General features: G+C 51.5%; 14 protein-coding genes and 1 pseudogene. 6 read left to right on the forward strand and 9 right to left on the reverse strand.

Translation table 11 applies throughout. The features are described from left to right. Window positions 1-66: 66 nt before the first annotated feature. From nrdD to treR, 4 genes are all read right to left on the reverse strand, one after another. Window positions 67-2,205, reverse strand: coding sequence for an anaerobic ribonucleoside-triphosphate reductase (nrdD, locus tag LG384_RS02515; protein ID WP_045439162.1), 2,139 nt, complete (start codon window positions 2,203-2,205; stop codon window positions 67-69). A 408-nt stretch (window positions 2,206-2,613) separates the two neighbouring features. Beyond that, a complete protein-coding gene (treC, locus tag LG384_RS02520) occupies window positions 2,614-4,266 on the reverse strand; it encodes an alpha,alpha-phosphotrehalase (protein WP_225760400.1) in 1,653 nt (550 codons plus the stop codon). Window positions 4,267-4,315: 49 nt separating this feature from the next. Then, window positions 4,316-5,734, reverse strand: a complete 1,419-nt coding sequence (gene treB, locus LG384_RS02525; protein ID WP_045439168.1) for a PTS trehalose transporter subunit IIBC — start codon at window positions 5,732-5,734, stop codon at window positions 4,316-4,318. A gap of 110 nt (window positions 5,735-5,844) precedes the next feature. Beyond that, window positions 5,845-6,816 carry a trehalose operon repressor TreR gene (treR, locus tag LG384_RS02530; protein WP_255642480.1) on the reverse strand — a complete coding sequence of 324 codons (972 nt, stop codon included), beginning with the start codon at window positions 6,814-6,816 and terminating at the stop codon, window positions 5,845-5,847. 192 nt (window positions 6,817-7,008) lie between these two features. Here treR and mgtL point away from each other — a divergent pair, with 192 nt between their 5' ends. From mgtL to LG384_RS02555, 5 genes are all read left to right on the forward strand, one after another. Next, a complete protein-coding gene (mgtL, locus tag LG384_RS23330) occupies window positions 7,009-7,062 on the forward strand; it encodes a mgtA regulatory leader peptide MgtL (RefSeq protein WP_223307022.1) in 54 nt (17 codons plus the stop codon). 142 nt (window positions 7,063-7,204) lie between these two features. Beyond that, window positions 7,205-9,913 (forward strand): magnesium-translocating P-type ATPase, encoded by a 2,709-nt coding sequence (gene mgtA, locus LG384_RS02540; RefSeq protein WP_225760401.1) that lies wholly within the window; start codon window positions 7,205-7,207, stop codon window positions 9,911-9,913. Between the two features lie 377 nt (window positions 9,914-10,290). Beyond that, window positions 10,291-11,268: a TRAP transporter substrate-binding protein gene (locus LG384_RS02545; RefSeq protein ID WP_045439178.1), complete on the forward strand. Its 978-nt coding sequence runs from the start codon at window positions 10,291-10,293 to the stop codon at window positions 11,266-11,268. A 62-nt stretch (window positions 11,269-11,330) separates the two neighbouring features. Next, window positions 11,331-11,840 carry a TRAP transporter small permease gene (locus LG384_RS02550; protein ID WP_045439181.1) on the forward strand — a complete coding sequence of 170 codons (510 nt, stop codon included), beginning with the start codon at window positions 11,331-11,333 and terminating at the stop codon, window positions 11,838-11,840. Window positions 11,841-11,870: 30 nt separating this feature from the next. Beyond that, a complete protein-coding gene (locus LG384_RS02555; protein ID WP_045439183.1) occupies window positions 11,871-13,157 on the forward strand; it encodes a TRAP transporter large permease in 1,287 nt (428 codons plus the stop codon). A 52-nt stretch (window positions 13,158-13,209) separates the two neighbouring features. Here the strand turns inward: LG384_RS02555 and ridA are convergent, their stop codons facing one another. The 4 genes and pseudogenes from ridA to pyrL all read right to left on the reverse strand — a co-directional run bounded on the left by ridA (window position 13,210) and on the right by pyrL (window position 15,220). Continuing rightward, complete coding sequence (gene ridA, locus LG384_RS02560; protein WP_042321681.1) at window positions 13,210-13,596, reverse strand: 2-iminobutanoate/2-iminopropanoate deaminase; 387 nt, start codon at window positions 13,594-13,596, stop codon at window positions 13,210-13,212. Window positions 13,597-13,672: 76 nt separating this feature from the next. Further along, window positions 13,673-14,134, reverse strand: coding sequence for an aspartate carbamoyltransferase regulatory subunit (gene pyrI, locus LG384_RS02565; RefSeq protein ID WP_003025816.1), 462 nt, complete (start codon window positions 14,132-14,134; stop codon window positions 13,673-13,675). Between the two features lie 12 nt (window positions 14,135-14,146). Beyond that, the gene (pyrB, locus tag LG384_RS02570; protein ID WP_048222256.1) at window positions 14,147-15,082 is read right to left on the reverse strand and encodes an aspartate carbamoyltransferase; all 936 of its coding nucleotides are present in this window, start codon (window positions 15,080-15,082) and stop codon (window positions 14,147-14,149) included. Between the two features lie 2 nt (window positions 15,083-15,084). Further along, window positions 15,085-15,220: pseudogene (pyrL, locus tag LG384_RS02575) on the reverse strand (pyr operon leader peptide). On the opposite strand from pyrL, the gene LG384_RS02580 reads away from it, so the two are divergent. Beyond that, complete coding sequence (locus tag LG384_RS02580; RefSeq protein ID WP_136345326.1) at window positions 15,200-15,322, forward strand: hypothetical protein; 123 nt, start codon at window positions 15,200-15,202, stop codon at window positions 15,320-15,322. The pseudogene pyrL and the gene LG384_RS02580 overlap by 21 nt on opposite strands. On the opposite strand, the gene LG384_RS02585 is transcribed toward LG384_RS02580, so the two are convergent. Further along, window positions 15,319-15,798, reverse strand: a complete 480-nt coding sequence (locus LG384_RS02585) for an arginine repressor (protein WP_045439191.1) — start codon at window positions 15,796-15,798, stop codon at window positions 15,319-15,321. The genes LG384_RS02580 and LG384_RS02585 overlap by 4 nt on opposite strands. Between the last annotated feature and the right edge of the window lie 79 nt (window positions 15,799-15,877).

Consider the following 15,877-nt stretch of genomic DNA (forward strand, 5'->3'; position numbering starts at 1 on the left):
CTACAATGTATGCACAGTTTGTAGGCCCGGTAAGCGTAGCGCCACCGGGCATAAAACCGTGAGGGATTAACCGAGTTGCCCATTACCTAAATGCTTAACGCGGCGCTTCACTTCTTCTTGCTTACCGGCATTAAACGGGCGTGCGTCCGGGCTGCCTAAATAACCGCATACACGGCGGGTCACCGACACGCGGGCTGCATCATGATTACCACATTTCGGGCAGGTGAAGCCTTTGCTGGTGCACTCAAACTCACCGGTAAAGCCGCACTCATAGCACTCATCGATAGGCGTGTTAGTACCGTAATACGGCACATGCTGGTAGCTGTAATCCCAGACGTCTTCCAGCGCTTTCAGGTTATGCTGAATGTTCGGATACTCGCCGTAGCAAATGAAGCCGCCATTCGCCAGCGGCGGGTACGGTGCTTCGAAATCGATCTTGTCGTAAGGATTAACCTTTTTCTCCACGTCGAGGTGGAAGCTGTTGGTGTAGTAACCCTTGTCGGTCACGCCCGGCACGACACCAAACTCGGCGGTATCCAGACGGCAGAAACGATCGCACAGGTTTTCACTCGGTGTGCTGTACAGGCTGAAGCCGTAACCGGTCTCGTCTTTCCACTGATCGACTGCCTTACGCAGACGTTCGACAATGGCAATGCCCTTGGCACGAAGCGCTTCGCTGTCGTACAAGTGCGTATCACCAAACAGCGCATTGATGGTCTCGTGAATACCGATATAACCCAGAGAGATTGATGCACGGCCATTTTTGAAGATTTCAGACACGTCATCATCCGCTTTCAGGCGCACACCGCAGGCACCTTCCATATACAGGATTGGCGCTACGCGGGCTTTTACGCCTTCCAGACGAGCGATGCGGGTCATCAGCGCTTTACGCGCCAGCACCAGACGATCGTCCAGCAACTTCCAGAAAGTGGCTTCGTCGCCGTGGGCTTCCAGCGCAATACGTGGCAGGTTGAGGCTGATCACGCCGAGGTTGTTACGACCGTCATGGATCTGCTCGCCGTTCTCGTTTTCCCAAACACCGAGGAAACTACGACAGCCCATCGGGGTTTTGAACGAACCGGTGACTTTTACGACCTGATCGTAGTTCAGGATGTCCGGGTACATACGCTTGCTCGCGCACTCCAGCGCCAGCTGTTTGATGTCATAGTTCGGATCGCCAAACTTATGGTTCAGACCGTCACGGATAGCGAACACCAGTTTCGGGAAGACGGCAGTTTTACGATTTTTACCCAGACCGGCAATACGGTTACGCAGGATGGACTGCTGAATCAAACGAGATTCCCAACTGGTACCCAGGCCAAAACCAAAGGTGACGAACGGCGTCTGACCATTGGCGGTATGCAGCGTGTTCACTTCATACTCGAGTGACTGGAATGCGTCATAGCACTCTTTCTCGGTACGGGAATGCGCATAACCGTCTGCATCCGGGATCTGCCACTCTTCAGCAGTTTTGCGGTGTTTGTTAAAGCTCTCGGTCACGAACGGTGCCAGGACTTCATCAATACGGTTAATGGTGGTGCCGCCGTAAATATGGCTGGCAACCTGCGCGATGATTTGTGCCGTAACGGCGGTTGCAGTCGAGATAGATTTTGGCGGCTCAATCTCCGCATTACCCATCTTAAAGCCCTGCGTCAGCATACCTTTCAGGTCGATCAGCATGCAGTTAAACATCGGGAAGAATGGCGAGTAGTCGAGATCGTGATAGTGAATATCACCACGCTCGTGTGCCTGGACGACATCACGCGGCAGCAGGTGCTGACGTGCATAGTGTTTGGCGACGATACCGGCCAGCAGGTCGCGCTGGGTCGGGATCACTTTACTGTCTTTATTGGCGTTTTCGTTCAGCAGAGCTGAGTTGGTTTGTTCAACCAGACCACGAATTTCCTGGTTCAGACGGCCACGTTTTTCACGCTGTATATCACGATCGTGGCGGTATTCGATGTACGCACGGGCGAGTTGTTTGTACGGACCAGACATCAGCTGGTTTTCTACCGCTGTCTGGATCTCGTTGATATCGACCTGGCTGCGCTCATTCATCTGGCTGCTAACGACTTCTGCGACGGTGGCACAGTAATCTGCGTCATCGACTCCCGCTGCTTTAGCTGCACGCAGAATGGCTTCTTTGATGCGCTCTGATTTAAACGGCACTTTACAGCCATCTCGTTTCATCACATGCGGTGTCATGATCACTCCATATTTATAAGAACAGGTTATCCACAGAGGTTAGGGAGCGTTCATCGGTTTATTCATCTTTCTATCCAATGACTTCTCGCAATCCAGACCTCTTTTATCCACATTTCCACTGCTATGAAGGGAAATGTTGTTGTAGCAATTGTAGTCGATTAATACAACATATTGGGTCGGAGTACATTTTAAGTTCTATATGTAGTGATTTGCATCAAGGATGTTTACGTTTTTATTGACGTAGCTCAAAGTAAAAACTGGAGCGTACAGATGACGGGCACTGCAGCCGATTGTAAATTGTGGTGAGAAAAATCTGATTAATTATTCAACAAAAACAGAAGGGTAGGCTGGATGCATGCAGAGAAGCCCGGCAGCGCTATACGCACCGGGCTTAAAACCAATTGCAAGCTATTTTTGCAGCCACCAGATAGCTTCAAAAGGACGCAATGTCATGCCCCCGGGCTGGCTGGCGACCTCGGCATAGTTGTGCATCAGCACCTGCCAGTTTCCACCGGTATGGATCGGTTGCCAGGGTTGGAAGGTCTCGCTCAGGTTGGCAATGACCAGCAGCCGCTGTCCTTGCCATTCTCGCTGATAGCACCACAGATGCGGGCTTTCCGGTAACAGATCCTCGTAGTCGCCCCAGGTGATAACTGGTTCAGTTTTGCGTAAGGCGATCAGTTTCTGATAGGCGTAAAATACCGAATCGGCATCATCAAGCGCTGCTGAGACATTGATATCAGCCGCGTTGTCGCACAGATTGATCCACGGCTCCCCCTGCGTAAAACCGGCATGTTTGCTGCGGTCCCACTGCATCGGCGTGCGGCTGTTATCGCGGGATTTACTGGCGAGGATCGCCAGCAGTTCATCGGCATCACGCCCAGCGGCATTCAGTTCGGCAAACATATTGTGGCTTTCCACATCGCGATAATCGGTAATCTGTCGAAAATGCGGGTTGGTCATGCCAATCTCTTCGCCCTGGTAGATATAGGGTGTGCCCTGCATACCGTGCAGCACCATTGCCAGCATTTTGGCCGCAGGTATGCGGTATTTCCCTTCATCACCAAAGCGTGAAACGATGCGCGGCTGATCGTGGTTACACCAGAACAGTGCGTTCCAGGCGGTGTCGTGCATACCCTGCTGCCAGTGGCGAAACAGGGCTTTCAACGCCACATAATCTGGCTTTGCCAGTGTCCACTTTTCACCATTGGGGTAGTCTACTTTCAGGTGGTGGAAGTTGAAGGTCATCGATAATTCGCTGCCGTCCTGTGCGGCGTATTGCTGACAATGAGCAAGCGAAGTAGAAGACATCTCGCCCACCGTCATCAGATTACGTGGCGTGAAGACGTCGCGGTTCATTTCGCGTAAAAATTCATGCACGCGTGGGCCATCGGTATAAAAACGGCGTCCATCACCGTCAGGATCGCTCGGGAAGTCCTGCTCTTTGGAGATAAGGTTCACGACGTCGAGGCGCAGTCCATCTACGCCGCGATCGGCCCAGAATTCACAGACTTTTTTCAGCTCCGCGCGCACTGCCGGGTTTTCCCAGTTCAGGTCAGCCTGCTCCGGGGCAAAGAGGTGCAGATAATACTGCTCGCTTTCAGCGTGCCAGCCCCAGGCGCTGCCACCGAATTTTGAACGCCAGTTATTCGGGCATGCGTCCGGTGTACCATCGCGCCAGATATAAAACTGACGATACGGACTGTCTTTATCCAGCGACTCGCGAAACCAGGCGTGTTGCGTCGAAGTATGGTTAAACACCATATCCAGAATAATACGGATGCCGCGCGTTTTCGCCTGCGCCACCAGTTCGTCAAAATCATCCAGCGTACCGTAGGCCGGGTCGACGGAAATGTAATCAGCGACATCGTAGCCGTTATCAACCTGCGGCGAAATGTAGAATGGCGTCAGCCAGATGGCATCTATCCCCAGTTTTTGCAGATAGTCGAGACGTTGTGTCACACCGCGTAAATCGCCAGTGCCGCTACCGGTTGTGTCCTGAAAACTCTTGGGGTAAATCTGATAGATAACGCCGTTTTGCCACCAGTGGGGAATATTCATCGTTATTTCCTGCAAATGCGATGGGGCGCAACTGCGCCCCGAAAAAAAGTCAGACAATCTGTAATGTGCCCTGACGGTATTTACGCTGGTAGATGAACGAGGTCAGTACCATCGGGATAACAATCGAGATAACCATTGCCAGGCCAAATACCTGCCAGTAGGTTGGCTGGATGGAAAGGATGCCCGGCAAGCCGCCGACGCCAATACCATTCGCCATCACGCCGTTCAGACCGCACAGCAGTCCGGCAAGGCCGGAGCCGATCATCGCGCACAGCATCGGGAAACGGTATTTCAGGTTGATGCCGTACATTGCCGGTTCAGTCACTCCCAGATAAGCGGAGATCGCAGCAGGAACGGAAATTTCCCGCTCGTTATGTTTACGACTGGAGATAATGATGCCGACCACTGCAGAGGCCTGAGCGATATTCGACAGCGCAATGAGCGGCCACACAGGCGTTCCGCCCATGCTTTGAATCATCTGCATGTCGATAGCGAGCGTGGTCTGATGCACTCCGGTGATCACCAGTGGGGCGTACAGGAAGCCGAACAGCGCTGCGCCAATCGGAGCAAAACTGCCGGTCATCAGATGACGCACAGCAAAGGCGACACCATCGCCAATCCAGCGGCCAAACGGACCAATAAACGCATGGGCGAGGAACACCGCGAGGATCAGTGAGCACACCGGAACCACCACCAGATACAGGTAGTCCGGGACGATGCGTTTCAGGCGCGTTTCAATCAATCCAAGTGCCAGACCTGCCAGCAGAGCTGGAATGACCTGTGCCTGATAACCGACTTTTTCGATAGTAAACAGGCCGAAATTCCATACTTCCGGCACTTGCTGACCCAGCAGGTAGGCGTTCATCAGTTGCGGGGAAACCAGCGTGACGCCGAGCACAATGCCAAGGATCGGCGTACCGCCCATTTTCTTCACCGCAGACCAGCAGATCCCGACCGGCAGATAGAAGAAAATCGCCTCGCCAATCAGCCACAGAAAGTCATAAAGCGTTTTCAGTGAGGGATACATCTGCGCCAGCGTCTGGCCGTTGCTCATCGGCAGATCGCCGATCACGTTACGAAACCCTAAGATCAAGCCTCCGCTAATCAACGCCGGCAGCAGCGGGAAGAAGATCTCTGCGAAATGAGAAATCATCTGCTCGTGCCATTTCATGTTCTGCCGCGCGGCTTTTTTCGCCTGCTCTTTGTCGGCACTGGCCTGTCCGGTGGTCGCCAGCAGCGCTTTGTAGTAATCGCCCACCTCGGTGCCAATCACCACCTGGAACTGCCCGGCGTTGGTGAAACAGCCTTTGACCATCGGAAGTTGTTCGATCTCTTTCGGCCTGGCGTTCGCAGGCTGATTCAGCACAAAACGCAGGCGCGTGATGCAATGACTCACCGTGGCGATATTGTCGCGCCCGCCCACCAGCTCAATCAGCCGATCGATGTCTGCTTGTTTTATTTTGCTCATTATTAAGCCCTGTTGTTGACCTGGCGTCAGAGTATATCTTCGTTGAATATTTAAAAATGGGAACGTTCCCGAAACGTAGCGAAGATCACAAATTAACGCTCAGAAAGCGATCAGGAAAGGGTGGATGGGATGATGATTTGGCGCGGCTCGCTGCGGCCGTTGATCTGTTCGATCAGCTGTAAAGCCGCCTGTCGTCCGGCTTCGGCGTAACCGGGATCGACAGTGATGATCTCCGGATGGAGGAATTTCATCAGTGGTGTATTCCCCACACTCGCCAGTTGCAGATTATCGATCCGCTGCTCCTGCAAATATTTGCTGACCCCAAGGGCAAGGGTATCCGTCGCGCATACCAGGGCCGTGGTTTCCGGAGTAATGACATCTGCGGCATGCTCATAACCCTGCTTCATGGCGAGACCTGGCAGAGCAGCAACAGGATGCAGTTTATGTTTCTTGCAGAATGCAAGGTAAGCCTCATGGCGGCGCTTACCGGTGGTCACATCGCTATGGGGAACACCAAGAAAACTGATCTGGCGATGTTCACGGTCGTACAGACGTTGCATCAGAGTATGGATTGCACCCTCATCGTCATAACAGACGGAGGCGAAACCTTTGGCATCTCTTGCCAGTAGCACCAGAGAGTCCTGCCAGGAAGCGATCATGGCTTCTGTAATACCGGTAAAACCAAACAGTACCACGCCGTCAATATTGCGACGTCTGAGCATGCCCAAATGCTCTTCTACCAGTTCAGGTGAAAACTGGCTTTCCATCATAATAGGATCGTAACCCTGCTCATAGAAGGCGGGCAGCATGGTCTGGACGGCGAGATTTTCTGAAAGTGAATCCAGGCGCGTGACGATAATTGCTACCACTTTGTCACTTTGCCCACGCATGGCGCGTGCGGAGCGGGAAGGGGAAAAACCGTGCTGATTCATTACCGCTTCAACACGTTCACGGGTGCGTTCGCTGACACCGCTTTCATTGTTGAGAACGCGGGAAACTGTTGATTTTCCCACGCCGCTTAAGCGGGCGATGTCTTTAATAGTCAGCCGATTCTGCATCCTGTTTTCCCGTAGCGCATTCAGTTTTAATTAAGAGGGTAACTTTACTCAAGTGGAGTGCAATGGGCAAAGTCTGCTTTATTTACTTTGTTATTCAGGCAATGTGTATACGTTTGGTTTAGTTACTGTGGTTTATCATACCGCCATAATTGCCACGAACCTTATGGTTTTCTGCGTATAATGCGCCGCGCAACTCACTCACTTACCGGAGGCTGTATGGATCCCGATCCCACCCCTCTCCCGAAACGGAGAAATAAACCTTTCCGGTAAGCCTGCTTTCACTGTCTTACCGGATATGTAAGACAGTGACGTTCTGACGTCCCTGTTGTGATTTTAGATTGCCATCAGGCAAGGCTTTGCTGTGCCTGATGTATTCACTGCGCCTGTGTTTACTGGCGCAGGGGGACTGCCTATGTTTAAAAATATTACCCGCCAGCTGTTTGCCCGGCTCAATCGTCATTTGCCTCATCGTCTGGTGCATCGCGATCCATTGCCCAATGCCCAGGCTGTTGCCAGCGCGCCGATCCCACCTTCCCTGAGCGAACATTGCCTGAAAATGGCGCTGATGGAAGAGGAAGCGCTGTGGAAAACGTTTGATGCGCACCCTGAAGGCTTGAACGCCGCTGAAGTGGAAAGTGCCCGTGAGAAACACGGTGAAAACCAGTTGCCGGCACAGAAACCGTTGCCGTGGTGGGTGCATCTGTGGGTCTGTTACCGTAACCCATTTAATATTTTGCTCACCATTCTGGGCGGCATTTCCTATGCCACTGAGGATCTGTTTGCTGCAGGCGTAATTGCCCTGATGGTTGCTATCTCTACGTTACTGAATTTTGTGCAGGAGGCGCGTTCAACCAAAGCGGCAGATGCGCTGAAAGCGATGGTCAGCAACACCGCCACGGTACTGCGGGTGATCAACGAGAAAGGAGAAAACGGCTGGGTAGAGTTGCCGATCGACCAGCTTGTTCCTGGCGACATCATCAAACTGGCGGCAGGCGATATGATCCCGGCTGACTTACGCATCGTTCAGGCGCGTGACCTGTTTGTGGCGCAAGCCTCGCTTACCGGAGAATCACTGCCGGTTGAGAAAGTGGCGAACAGCCGAAACCCGCAGCAAAGCAACCCGCTGGAGTGCGATACCCTGTGCTTTATGGGCACCAACGTGGTGAGCGGTACGGCGCAGGCTATCGTCATTTCTACCGGGGCCAATACCTGGTTTGGACAACTGGCGGGTCGAGTTACTGAGCAGGAAAGCGAGCAGAATGCGTTCCAGAAAGGGATCAGCCGTGTCAGCATGCTGTTGATCCGTTTTATGCTGGTGATGGCACCTGTTGTGCTTATCATCAACGGTTATACCAAAGGCGACTGGTGGGAAGCTGCGCTGTTTGCTCTTTCTGTGGCGGTGGGACTGACGCCGGAAATGCTGCCCATGATCGTCACTTCCACGCTGGCGCGTGGTGCGGTGAAACTGTCGAAGCAAAAAGTTATCGTTAAGCACCTTGATGCCATCCAGAACTTTGGCGCGATGGATATTCTGTGCACCGATAAAACCGGTACGCTAACTCAGGACAAAATCGTGCTGGAGAATCATACCGATATCTCCGGTAAGCCCAGTGAGCATGTGCTGCATTCCGCGTGGCTGAACAGCCATTACCAGACCGGGCTGAAAAACCTGCTGGATACCGCGGTGCTGGAAGGTGTCGATGAAGAATCGGCCCGCCTGCTCTCTACCCGCTGGCAGAAAATCGATGAGATCCCGTTTGATTTCGAGCGCCGCCGGATGTCGGTGGTAGTGGCGGAAGAAACTGATGTGCATCAGCTGGTGTGCAAAGGGGCACTACAGGAGATCCTCAGTGTCTGTACCCAGGTGCGTCACAATGGCGAGATTGTTCCGCTGGATGACAATATGCTGCGTCGGGTTAAACGCGTTACCGATACGCTTAACCGCCAGGGATTGCGCGTGGTGGCGGTGGCGACCAAATACCTGCCCGCACGTGAGGGAGATTATCAGCGTATTGATGAGTCCGACCTGATCCTCGAAGGATACATTGCGTTCCTCGATCCGCCGAAAGAGACCACCGCTCCGGCTCTGAAGGCGCTGAAGGCCAGCGGTATTACGGTGAAAATCCTCACCGGAGACAGCGAACTGGTGGCGGCAAAAGTCTGTCATGAAGTAGGTCTGGATGCGGGCGATGTGGTTATTGGTAGCAGCATTGAAGGGCTAAGCGATGACGAGCTGGCACAACTGGCCCAGAGCACGACGCTGTTTGCCCGTCTTACGCCGATGCACAAAGAGCGCATTGTCACGTTGCTGAAACGCGAAGGTCATGTGGTTGGATTTATGGGCGATGGCATTAACGATGCCCCGGCACTGCGTGCGGCGGATATTGGCATTTCCGTTGATGGTGCGGTAGATATTGCCCGTGAAGCGGCAGATATCATCCTGCTGGAAAAGAGCCTGATGGTACTGGAAGAAGGGGTCATCGAGGGGCGTCGTACCTTCTCGAATATGCTTAAGTATATCAAAATGACCGCCAGCTCTAACTTTGGTAACGTTTTTAGCGTGCTGGTGGCGAGCGCATTTCTGCCTTTCCTGCCAATGTTGCCGCTGCACTTACTGATTCAGAACCTGCTGTATGATGTATCCCAGGTTGCTATTCCTTTTGATAACGTTGATGAAGAGCAGATCAAAAAACCGCAGCGCTGGAATCCTGCCGAACTGGGCCGCTTTATGTTGTTCTTTGGGCCAATCAGCTCCATCTTCGATATTCTGACATTTTGTCTGATGTGGTTCGTCTTCCATGCCAATACGCCAGAACATCAGACGTTGTTCCAGTCTGGCTGGTTTGTGGTGGGTCTGCTGTCGCAAACGCTGATTGTGCATATGATCCGTACCCGCCGTGTACCGTTTATCCAGAGCCGTGCTGCATGGCCGTTAATGCTGATGACGCTGGTGGTCATGGTGGTGGGGATTGCGCTGCCATTCTCACCGTTGGCCAGCTACTTACAATTGCAGGCTCTGCCGCTGAGCTACTTCCCGTGGCTGATTGCGATTCTGGCTGGTTACATGACATTGACCCAATTAGTGAAAGGTTTTTATAGCCGTCGCTACGGCTGGCAATAATCTTTTAGTTCTCTGCCGGATAGTGCTTGGGTCACTATCCGGCATTTTTTTATTTCATTCGAAGATATTACTCGACGATATTTCTGTTTTATTTTTATTGAAATACTAACAGGGCAAATTGGTAACAATCCCTTCCTCTCTCTTTGTTTTCTTATCAATAAAACGATCTGCGTTGCAAAAATGAAACACTGTGCTAAAAATTATTAGCGTTGACGTTTTTTTGTGAAGGCAGTCAGTGAAATAAATTGTTACACCAGTTAGTCTGCACAGGTAACGTCGTAAAGAAAGTTTCTCGCTGCCCATTTCTAATTCCGGCAGTCATTTGCTCTGCAAGCTATTCCTGTTAATGGATATTATGAACTTCTGGAGAAGGACAAATGAAACTGACAAAAAACCTGTTAAGTCTGTGCATTGGTGTATCAGTATTACTGACCAGCCATTCAACGTTGGCCCAAACTTTTCGCGCCGCAGATGTTCACCCGGCTGATTACCCGAACGTTGTGGCAGTGAAGCACATGGGAGAGAAGCTGAGTGCTGCGACGGATGGTCGTCTGGAGATTAAAACATTCCCGGGTGGCGTGTTGGGCGACGAAAAACAGATGATTGAGCAGGCACAATTAGGCGCTATCGATATTATTCGTGTCTCGATGACGCCAGTAGCAGCAATACTCCCTGAGATTAACGTGTTTACACTGCCGTATATTTTTCGCGATGAAAACCATATGCATCAGGTGCTTGACGGTATGATTGGCCAGGAAATTGGCGATCGCCTGACGGCAAACAGTAAATCACGTCTGGTGTTTCTCGGCTGGATGGATGCCGGAACACGTAACCTGATTACCAAAAACCCGGTGGTTAAACCGGAAGATTTGCACGGTATGAAAATCCGCGTTCAGGCGAGCCCGATCGCGCTGGATACTTTAAAAGCAATGGGCGCTAACTCCATTGTAATGGGCGTCAGCGAAGTGTTTAGCGGAATGCAGACTGGCGTCATTGACGGAACGGAAAATAACCCGCCAACGTTTGTTGCGCACAACTATTTGCCTGTCGTTAAAAACTATACCTGGAGTAAACATTTTATTATCCCGGAGCTATTTCTTTTCTCGAAGGCTAAATGGGATAAATTGAAAAAAGAGGACCAGGATCTCATCATTAAACTCGCTAAAGAAGCGCAAGTAGAACAGCGCAAGCTCTGGGCTGCCTATAATGAGAAGTCTCTGGAAACCATGAAAGCTAATGGCGTTCAGTTCCATGATATTGATACCGATTATTTCTTTAAAGCCACGCAATCGGTAAGGGATAATTACGGTAAAGAACACCAGGATTTGATCAAACGTATTCAGGATGTGAAGTAATTTATTGGACGGATGGGATTATCCATCCGTCTGAATCTTTTGATTAATTCGAGGTGATGATGATGGGTGAATGCTATTCATCAGTAATGGATTTTCTTTACCGGATCTCAATGTGGATTGCCGGAGTCGCATTATTGGTTATGGTCGCCATTATTCCTGTCGGAATATTTGCACGTTATGTTCTGAATAATGCACTGTCATGGCCTGAGCCAGTCGCCATTCTCTGTATGGTGACATTCACCTTTATTGGCGCGGCGGTAAGCTATCGCGCAGGTTCCCATATCGCGGTGAGTATGGTCACTGATCGCCTGGGAGATTCCGCCCGTCGCTACTGCTCGATTGTCGCCGATCTCATGCTGATTGCGATAAGTCTGTTCATTCTCTGGTACGGAACCACGCTGTGTCTTGAATTGTGGGATCAAGCCGTCGCGGAATTCCCGCTTCTCAGTGCCGGGCAAAACTATCTCCCGCTGCCCATTGGTTCTGCCATCACGCTACTTTTTATTGCTGAAAAGATTTGTCGTGGTCCGCAGTATCAGCGTCCTGTTGTCATGCTGGGATCGACCAGCTAGTTACCGCCCCCATTTCATAAAGGAAAGCAGATGGATGCATTTATTCTCGTCTTTACGCTCGGCATTATGCTGGCGATTGGGGTACCGGTAGCGTACGCGGTTGGTATTAGCGCCATCATTGGGGCCTGGTATATTGATATCCCGCTGGAAGCGGTGATGATCCAACTGACCAGCGGCGTGAACAAATTTTCATTGCTGGCTATCCCGTTCTTTATTCTGGCCGGAGCGATTATGGCCGAAGGCGGGATTGCTCGTCGGCTGGTGAATTTTGCCTATATTTTCGTTGGCTTCATTCGCGGTGGGCTGTCGCTGGTTAACATTGTGGCTTCCACCTTTTTTGGCGCGATTTCCGGATCATCCGTGGCAGACACCGCCTCCATCGGTTCGGTGATGATCCCGGAGATGGACAAAAAAGGTTACCCACGTGACTTTGCTGCGGCGGTGACCGCCAGTGGATCGGTACAGGCGATCCTTACGCCACCCAGCCATAACTCCGTTATTTACTCGCTGGCGACCGGCGGTACGGTTTCGATTGCTGCGCTGTTCATCGCCGGGATCCTGCCTGGTTTGTTGTTAAGCTTTAGCCTGATGGTGATGTGCGTGGCGTTTGCGCACAAGCGTGGTTATCCGAAAGGCGAGCGCGTACCGTTTCGTCAGGCATTGAAGATTTTTGTTGATACGCTGTGGGGCCTGATGACGGTGGTTATCATCATGGGTGGCATCCTGTCAGGTATCTTTACCGCGACGGAGTCAGCGGCGATTGCCTGCCTGTGGGCCTTCTTTGTCACGATGTTTATCTATCGCGACTATAAGTGGTCTGAGCTACCGAAACTGATGTTCCGCACGGTGAAAACGGTCACTATCGTCATGATTTTGATTGGTTTTGCTGCCGCGTTCGGCGCGGTGATGACCTATATGCAGTTGCCGATGCGCATCACCGAAGCCTTTACCAGCATCTCGGATAACAAATACGTCATCCTGATGTGTATTAACATTATGCTGCTACTGATCGGTACATTGATGGATATGGCACCGCTGATCCTGATCCTGACGCCGGTCCTGTTGCCTGTAACCAACGCGCTCGGTATTGATCCGGTCCATTTTGGTATGATCATGCTGGTTAACTTAGGGATTGGGCTAATTACGCCGCCGGTAGGATCGGTGTTGTTTGTTGCCAGTGCGGTGAGTAAGCAGAAGATTGAACAAGTGGTGAAGGCGATGCTGCCGTTCTACGCCGTACTTTTTCTGGTACTGATGTTAGTGACGTATATTCCGGCGATTTCGTTATTCCTGCCGAAATTGTTTGGCGTGCTGTGATTGCCATGCAGTGACAAAAATCCGGGCTTTCGCGCCCGGATTTCTTCATTGTTTAGCGACGAACGGCGATCGCTTCAATCTCGATTTTCACGTCTTTCGGCAGACGGGCAACTTCCACGCAAGAGCGCGCAGGGAAGGTGGCGTTGTGCTCGGTGAAGAACGCTTCGTAGGTGGCGTTAACGGTGGCGAAATCGTTCAGGTCTTTAACGAACACGGTTGTTTTTACGATGTCGCCGACTTTCAGGCCTGCAGCTTCTACGATAGCCTTCACGTTTTCCAGCGACTGACGCGCCTGAGCGGACACGTCTTCCGATACGCTACCGGTTTTTGGATCGACCGGGATCTGACCGGAAGTGATGATCATGCTACCCAGGTCTACGCCCTGAACGTATGGGCCGATTGCTGCTGGTGCATTTTCCGTCGCGATAGTCTTGCTCATGATTTCTCCTGAATTACAGCGGTAATAGAATGTTCCCGGTCATTATAGGGAGCCGGGAATTCATTACCAACCCCAATTAGTTGGCCAGCACCACATAATGCGAAAACTCTTTTTCACAGTATTTGCATTTGAGTGCGATGTCATCGGCGCGCTTTTTCACTGCAAAACTGGATGAAACCGGCTCAGCATGGCTGATGCAGTTGCTGTTCGGGCATACCAGCACATTATCGATACGCTCCGGCAGGCTGGGGCGCGATTTACCCACGACGTCATAGTCGTCAATGCGATTTACCGTCGCTTGTGGAGCGTACAGGGACAACTGGTTAACCTGCTCGTCGGTCAGGAAGGTATTTTCAATTTTAATCAGGTCCTTACGGCCCATCTCGCCAGACGGCAGGTTCAGACCGATAGTGATACGCTGGTCGGTCTCTGTCAGTTTGAACAGCGTCAGCAGCTTGAAACCAACCTGTGCGGGAATATGGTCAATCACAGTGCCACGTTTGATGGCTTCTACTTGCAGTTTGTTATCGTGTGTCATCGTCATTTCCCCTTACAGTGCCAGATCGCGGTTCAGAACCAGTGCCAGTAACGCCTGGCGAGCGAATATCCCGTTGCCTGCCTGCTGGAAATACCAGGCATGTGGCGTCTTATCAACGTCGGTAGTGATCTCATCGATACGCGGCAGCGGATGCAGAACTTTCATATTCTCTCTCGCACCATTCAGATCGCTGGCGCGCAGAACAAACTGTGCTTTCACGTTGGCGTATTCAGACGGGTCCAGACGTTCTTTCTGTACGCGGGTCATATAGAGAATGTCCACTTCCGCCATCACCTCTTCGATAGTGCCATGCAGGCTCCAGGCGATACCTTTTTCATTCAGCATATCCAGAATGTATTGCGGCATTGCCAGCGCATCCGGGGCGATAAAGTAGAAGCGGTTGCCCTCAAATTTCGCCAGTGCCTGGGTCAGGGAGTGGACGGTACGACCATATTTCAGGTCGCCTACCATCGCTATCTGCAGATTGTCCAGACGGCCCTGAGTTTCCTGAATGGTGAACAGATCCAGCAGGGTTTGCGTCGGATGCTGGTTGGAGCCGTCACCCGCATTCAGTACCGGCACATTGCCGGAGAATTCAGTTGCCAGACGCGCGGCGCCTTCCTGCGGATGACGCATCACAATGGCATCAACATAGGTGCTGATGACGGAAATGGTGTCGGCTAGCGTTTCACCTTTTTTGCCCAGGGATGTGTTGCTGCTGTCGGAGAACCCAACCACGCTGGCACCCAGACGGTGCATCGAGGTTTCAAATGATAAACGGGTACGGGTTGACGCCTCGAAGAAGCAACTGGCGATTACCTTATGTTTTAACAGTTCCGGTTGCGGGTTTGCTTTGAGTTTCGCCGCCGTCGCGAGGACCAGATTCAGATCATCGCGGCTGAGGTCGTTTATGGAAATGATGTGTTTTTGATAGAGCGGGTTAGCCATGTTTATCTCCTGACGCCTGGGCAAAAAAAAAGCCCCTCAATTGAGGGGCTTGGAATAGGTGATCAACGGGAAGAAAAACGGCAGGCCAGCGTCTTTTTTCAGACGCGGTAAGACAAAATGTCGTACACACTGAACCATACATCCTCCCGGCAAATTGTCCGCGATTATACTCAGCTACGTTATGGGATCAAGCAAATAATGCACAAATTATTCATCGCAAACGGTTCTTATGAATTTTAATTCATCTTTAGTAAATAATTAATTTGCTTGTGGACTAGCGCAGTTCGCTGAACTACCCGAGGTGCGACCCAGACAATACTGCTGCCGGCAACGACCCCCAGAACTTCCGGCAATGCGTGATAATCGAGGATTCTGGCAACGGCCCGGCCATATCCCGCTGCGGTGTGGATAAGGATAAATTCGCTATTGTGCTCTATGCTGACCACCATTTCAGCAATAGAGCGGGCGGCATCCGGCGCAGGGCGCAACTGGGGATTTGTAGAATAAATTTTTTGCCCTTTTGTATTTCTTATTTTTATAGCTCCGAGCAATTTCAGCAGGCGTGAGACAGTAGACTGGCTGATGCCGGCAAACCCCTGGTTTTGTAGTTCACAGCGGATGGCTTCCTGTGACAGGTAGCGTTTTTCTGTAATCAGGCGCTGACAAACCGCCAGCAGCAGTTGCTCTTTGGCAGAGTAATCATCGTATTCCTTCATAAAGACACCTTATATTTATTATTTATATCAATGCGATGGCGAAATTCACCATATTTTCCGTATCGATAACGGATCAAAC

Origin of the sequence: Citrobacter sp. Marseille-Q3906, from assembly GCF_916618775.1 — a bacterium.
GTDB classification, from domain to species: Bacteria; Pseudomonadota; Gammaproteobacteria; order Enterobacterales; family Enterobacteriaceae; genus Citrobacter; species Citrobacter murliniae.

Excerpts from the sequence above, each read along its gene's own strand:
- nrdD (WP_045439162.1), bottom strand. The coding sequence starts at position 2,205 with ATGACACCGCATGTGATGAAACGAGATGGCTGTAAAGTGCCGTTTAAA.
- LG384_RS02550 (WP_045439181.1), top strand. The coding sequence starts at position 11,331 with ATGGGTGAATGCTATTCATCAGTAATGGATTTTCTTTACCGGATCTCA.
- pyrI (WP_003025816.1), bottom strand. The coding sequence starts at position 14,134 with ATGACACACGATAACAAACTGCAAGTAGAAGCCATCAAACGTGGCACT.
- LG384_RS02585 (WP_045439191.1), bottom strand. The coding sequence starts at position 15,798 with ATGAAGGAATACGATGATTACTCTGCCAAAGAGCAACTGCTGCTGGCG.
- LG384_RS02580 (WP_136345326.1), top strand. The coding sequence starts at position 15,200 with ATGTCGTACACACTGAACCATACATCCTCCCGGCAAATTGTCCGCGAT.
- treB (WP_045439168.1), bottom strand. The coding sequence starts at position 5,734 with ATGAGCAAAATAAAACAAGCAGACATCGATCGGCTGATTGAGCTGGTG.
- treC (WP_225760400.1), bottom strand. The coding sequence starts at position 4,266 with ATGAATATTCCCCACTGGTGGCAAAACGGCGTTATCTATCAGATTTAC.
- pyrB (WP_048222256.1), bottom strand. The coding sequence starts at position 15,082 with ATGGCTAACCCGCTCTATCAAAAACACATCATTTCCATAAACGACCTC.
- ridA (WP_042321681.1), bottom strand. The coding sequence starts at position 13,596 with ATGAGCAAGACTATCGCGACGGAAAATGCACCAGCAGCAATCGGCCCA.
- LG384_RS02545 (WP_045439178.1), top strand. The coding sequence starts at position 10,291 with ATGAAACTGACAAAAAACCTGTTAAGTCTGTGCATTGGTGTATCAGTA.
- LG384_RS02555 (WP_045439183.1), top strand. The coding sequence starts at position 11,871 with ATGGATGCATTTATTCTCGTCTTTACGCTCGGCATTATGCTGGCGATT.
- mgtA (WP_225760401.1), top strand. The coding sequence starts at position 7,205 with ATGTTTAAAAATATTACCCGCCAGCTGTTTGCCCGGCTCAATCGTCAT.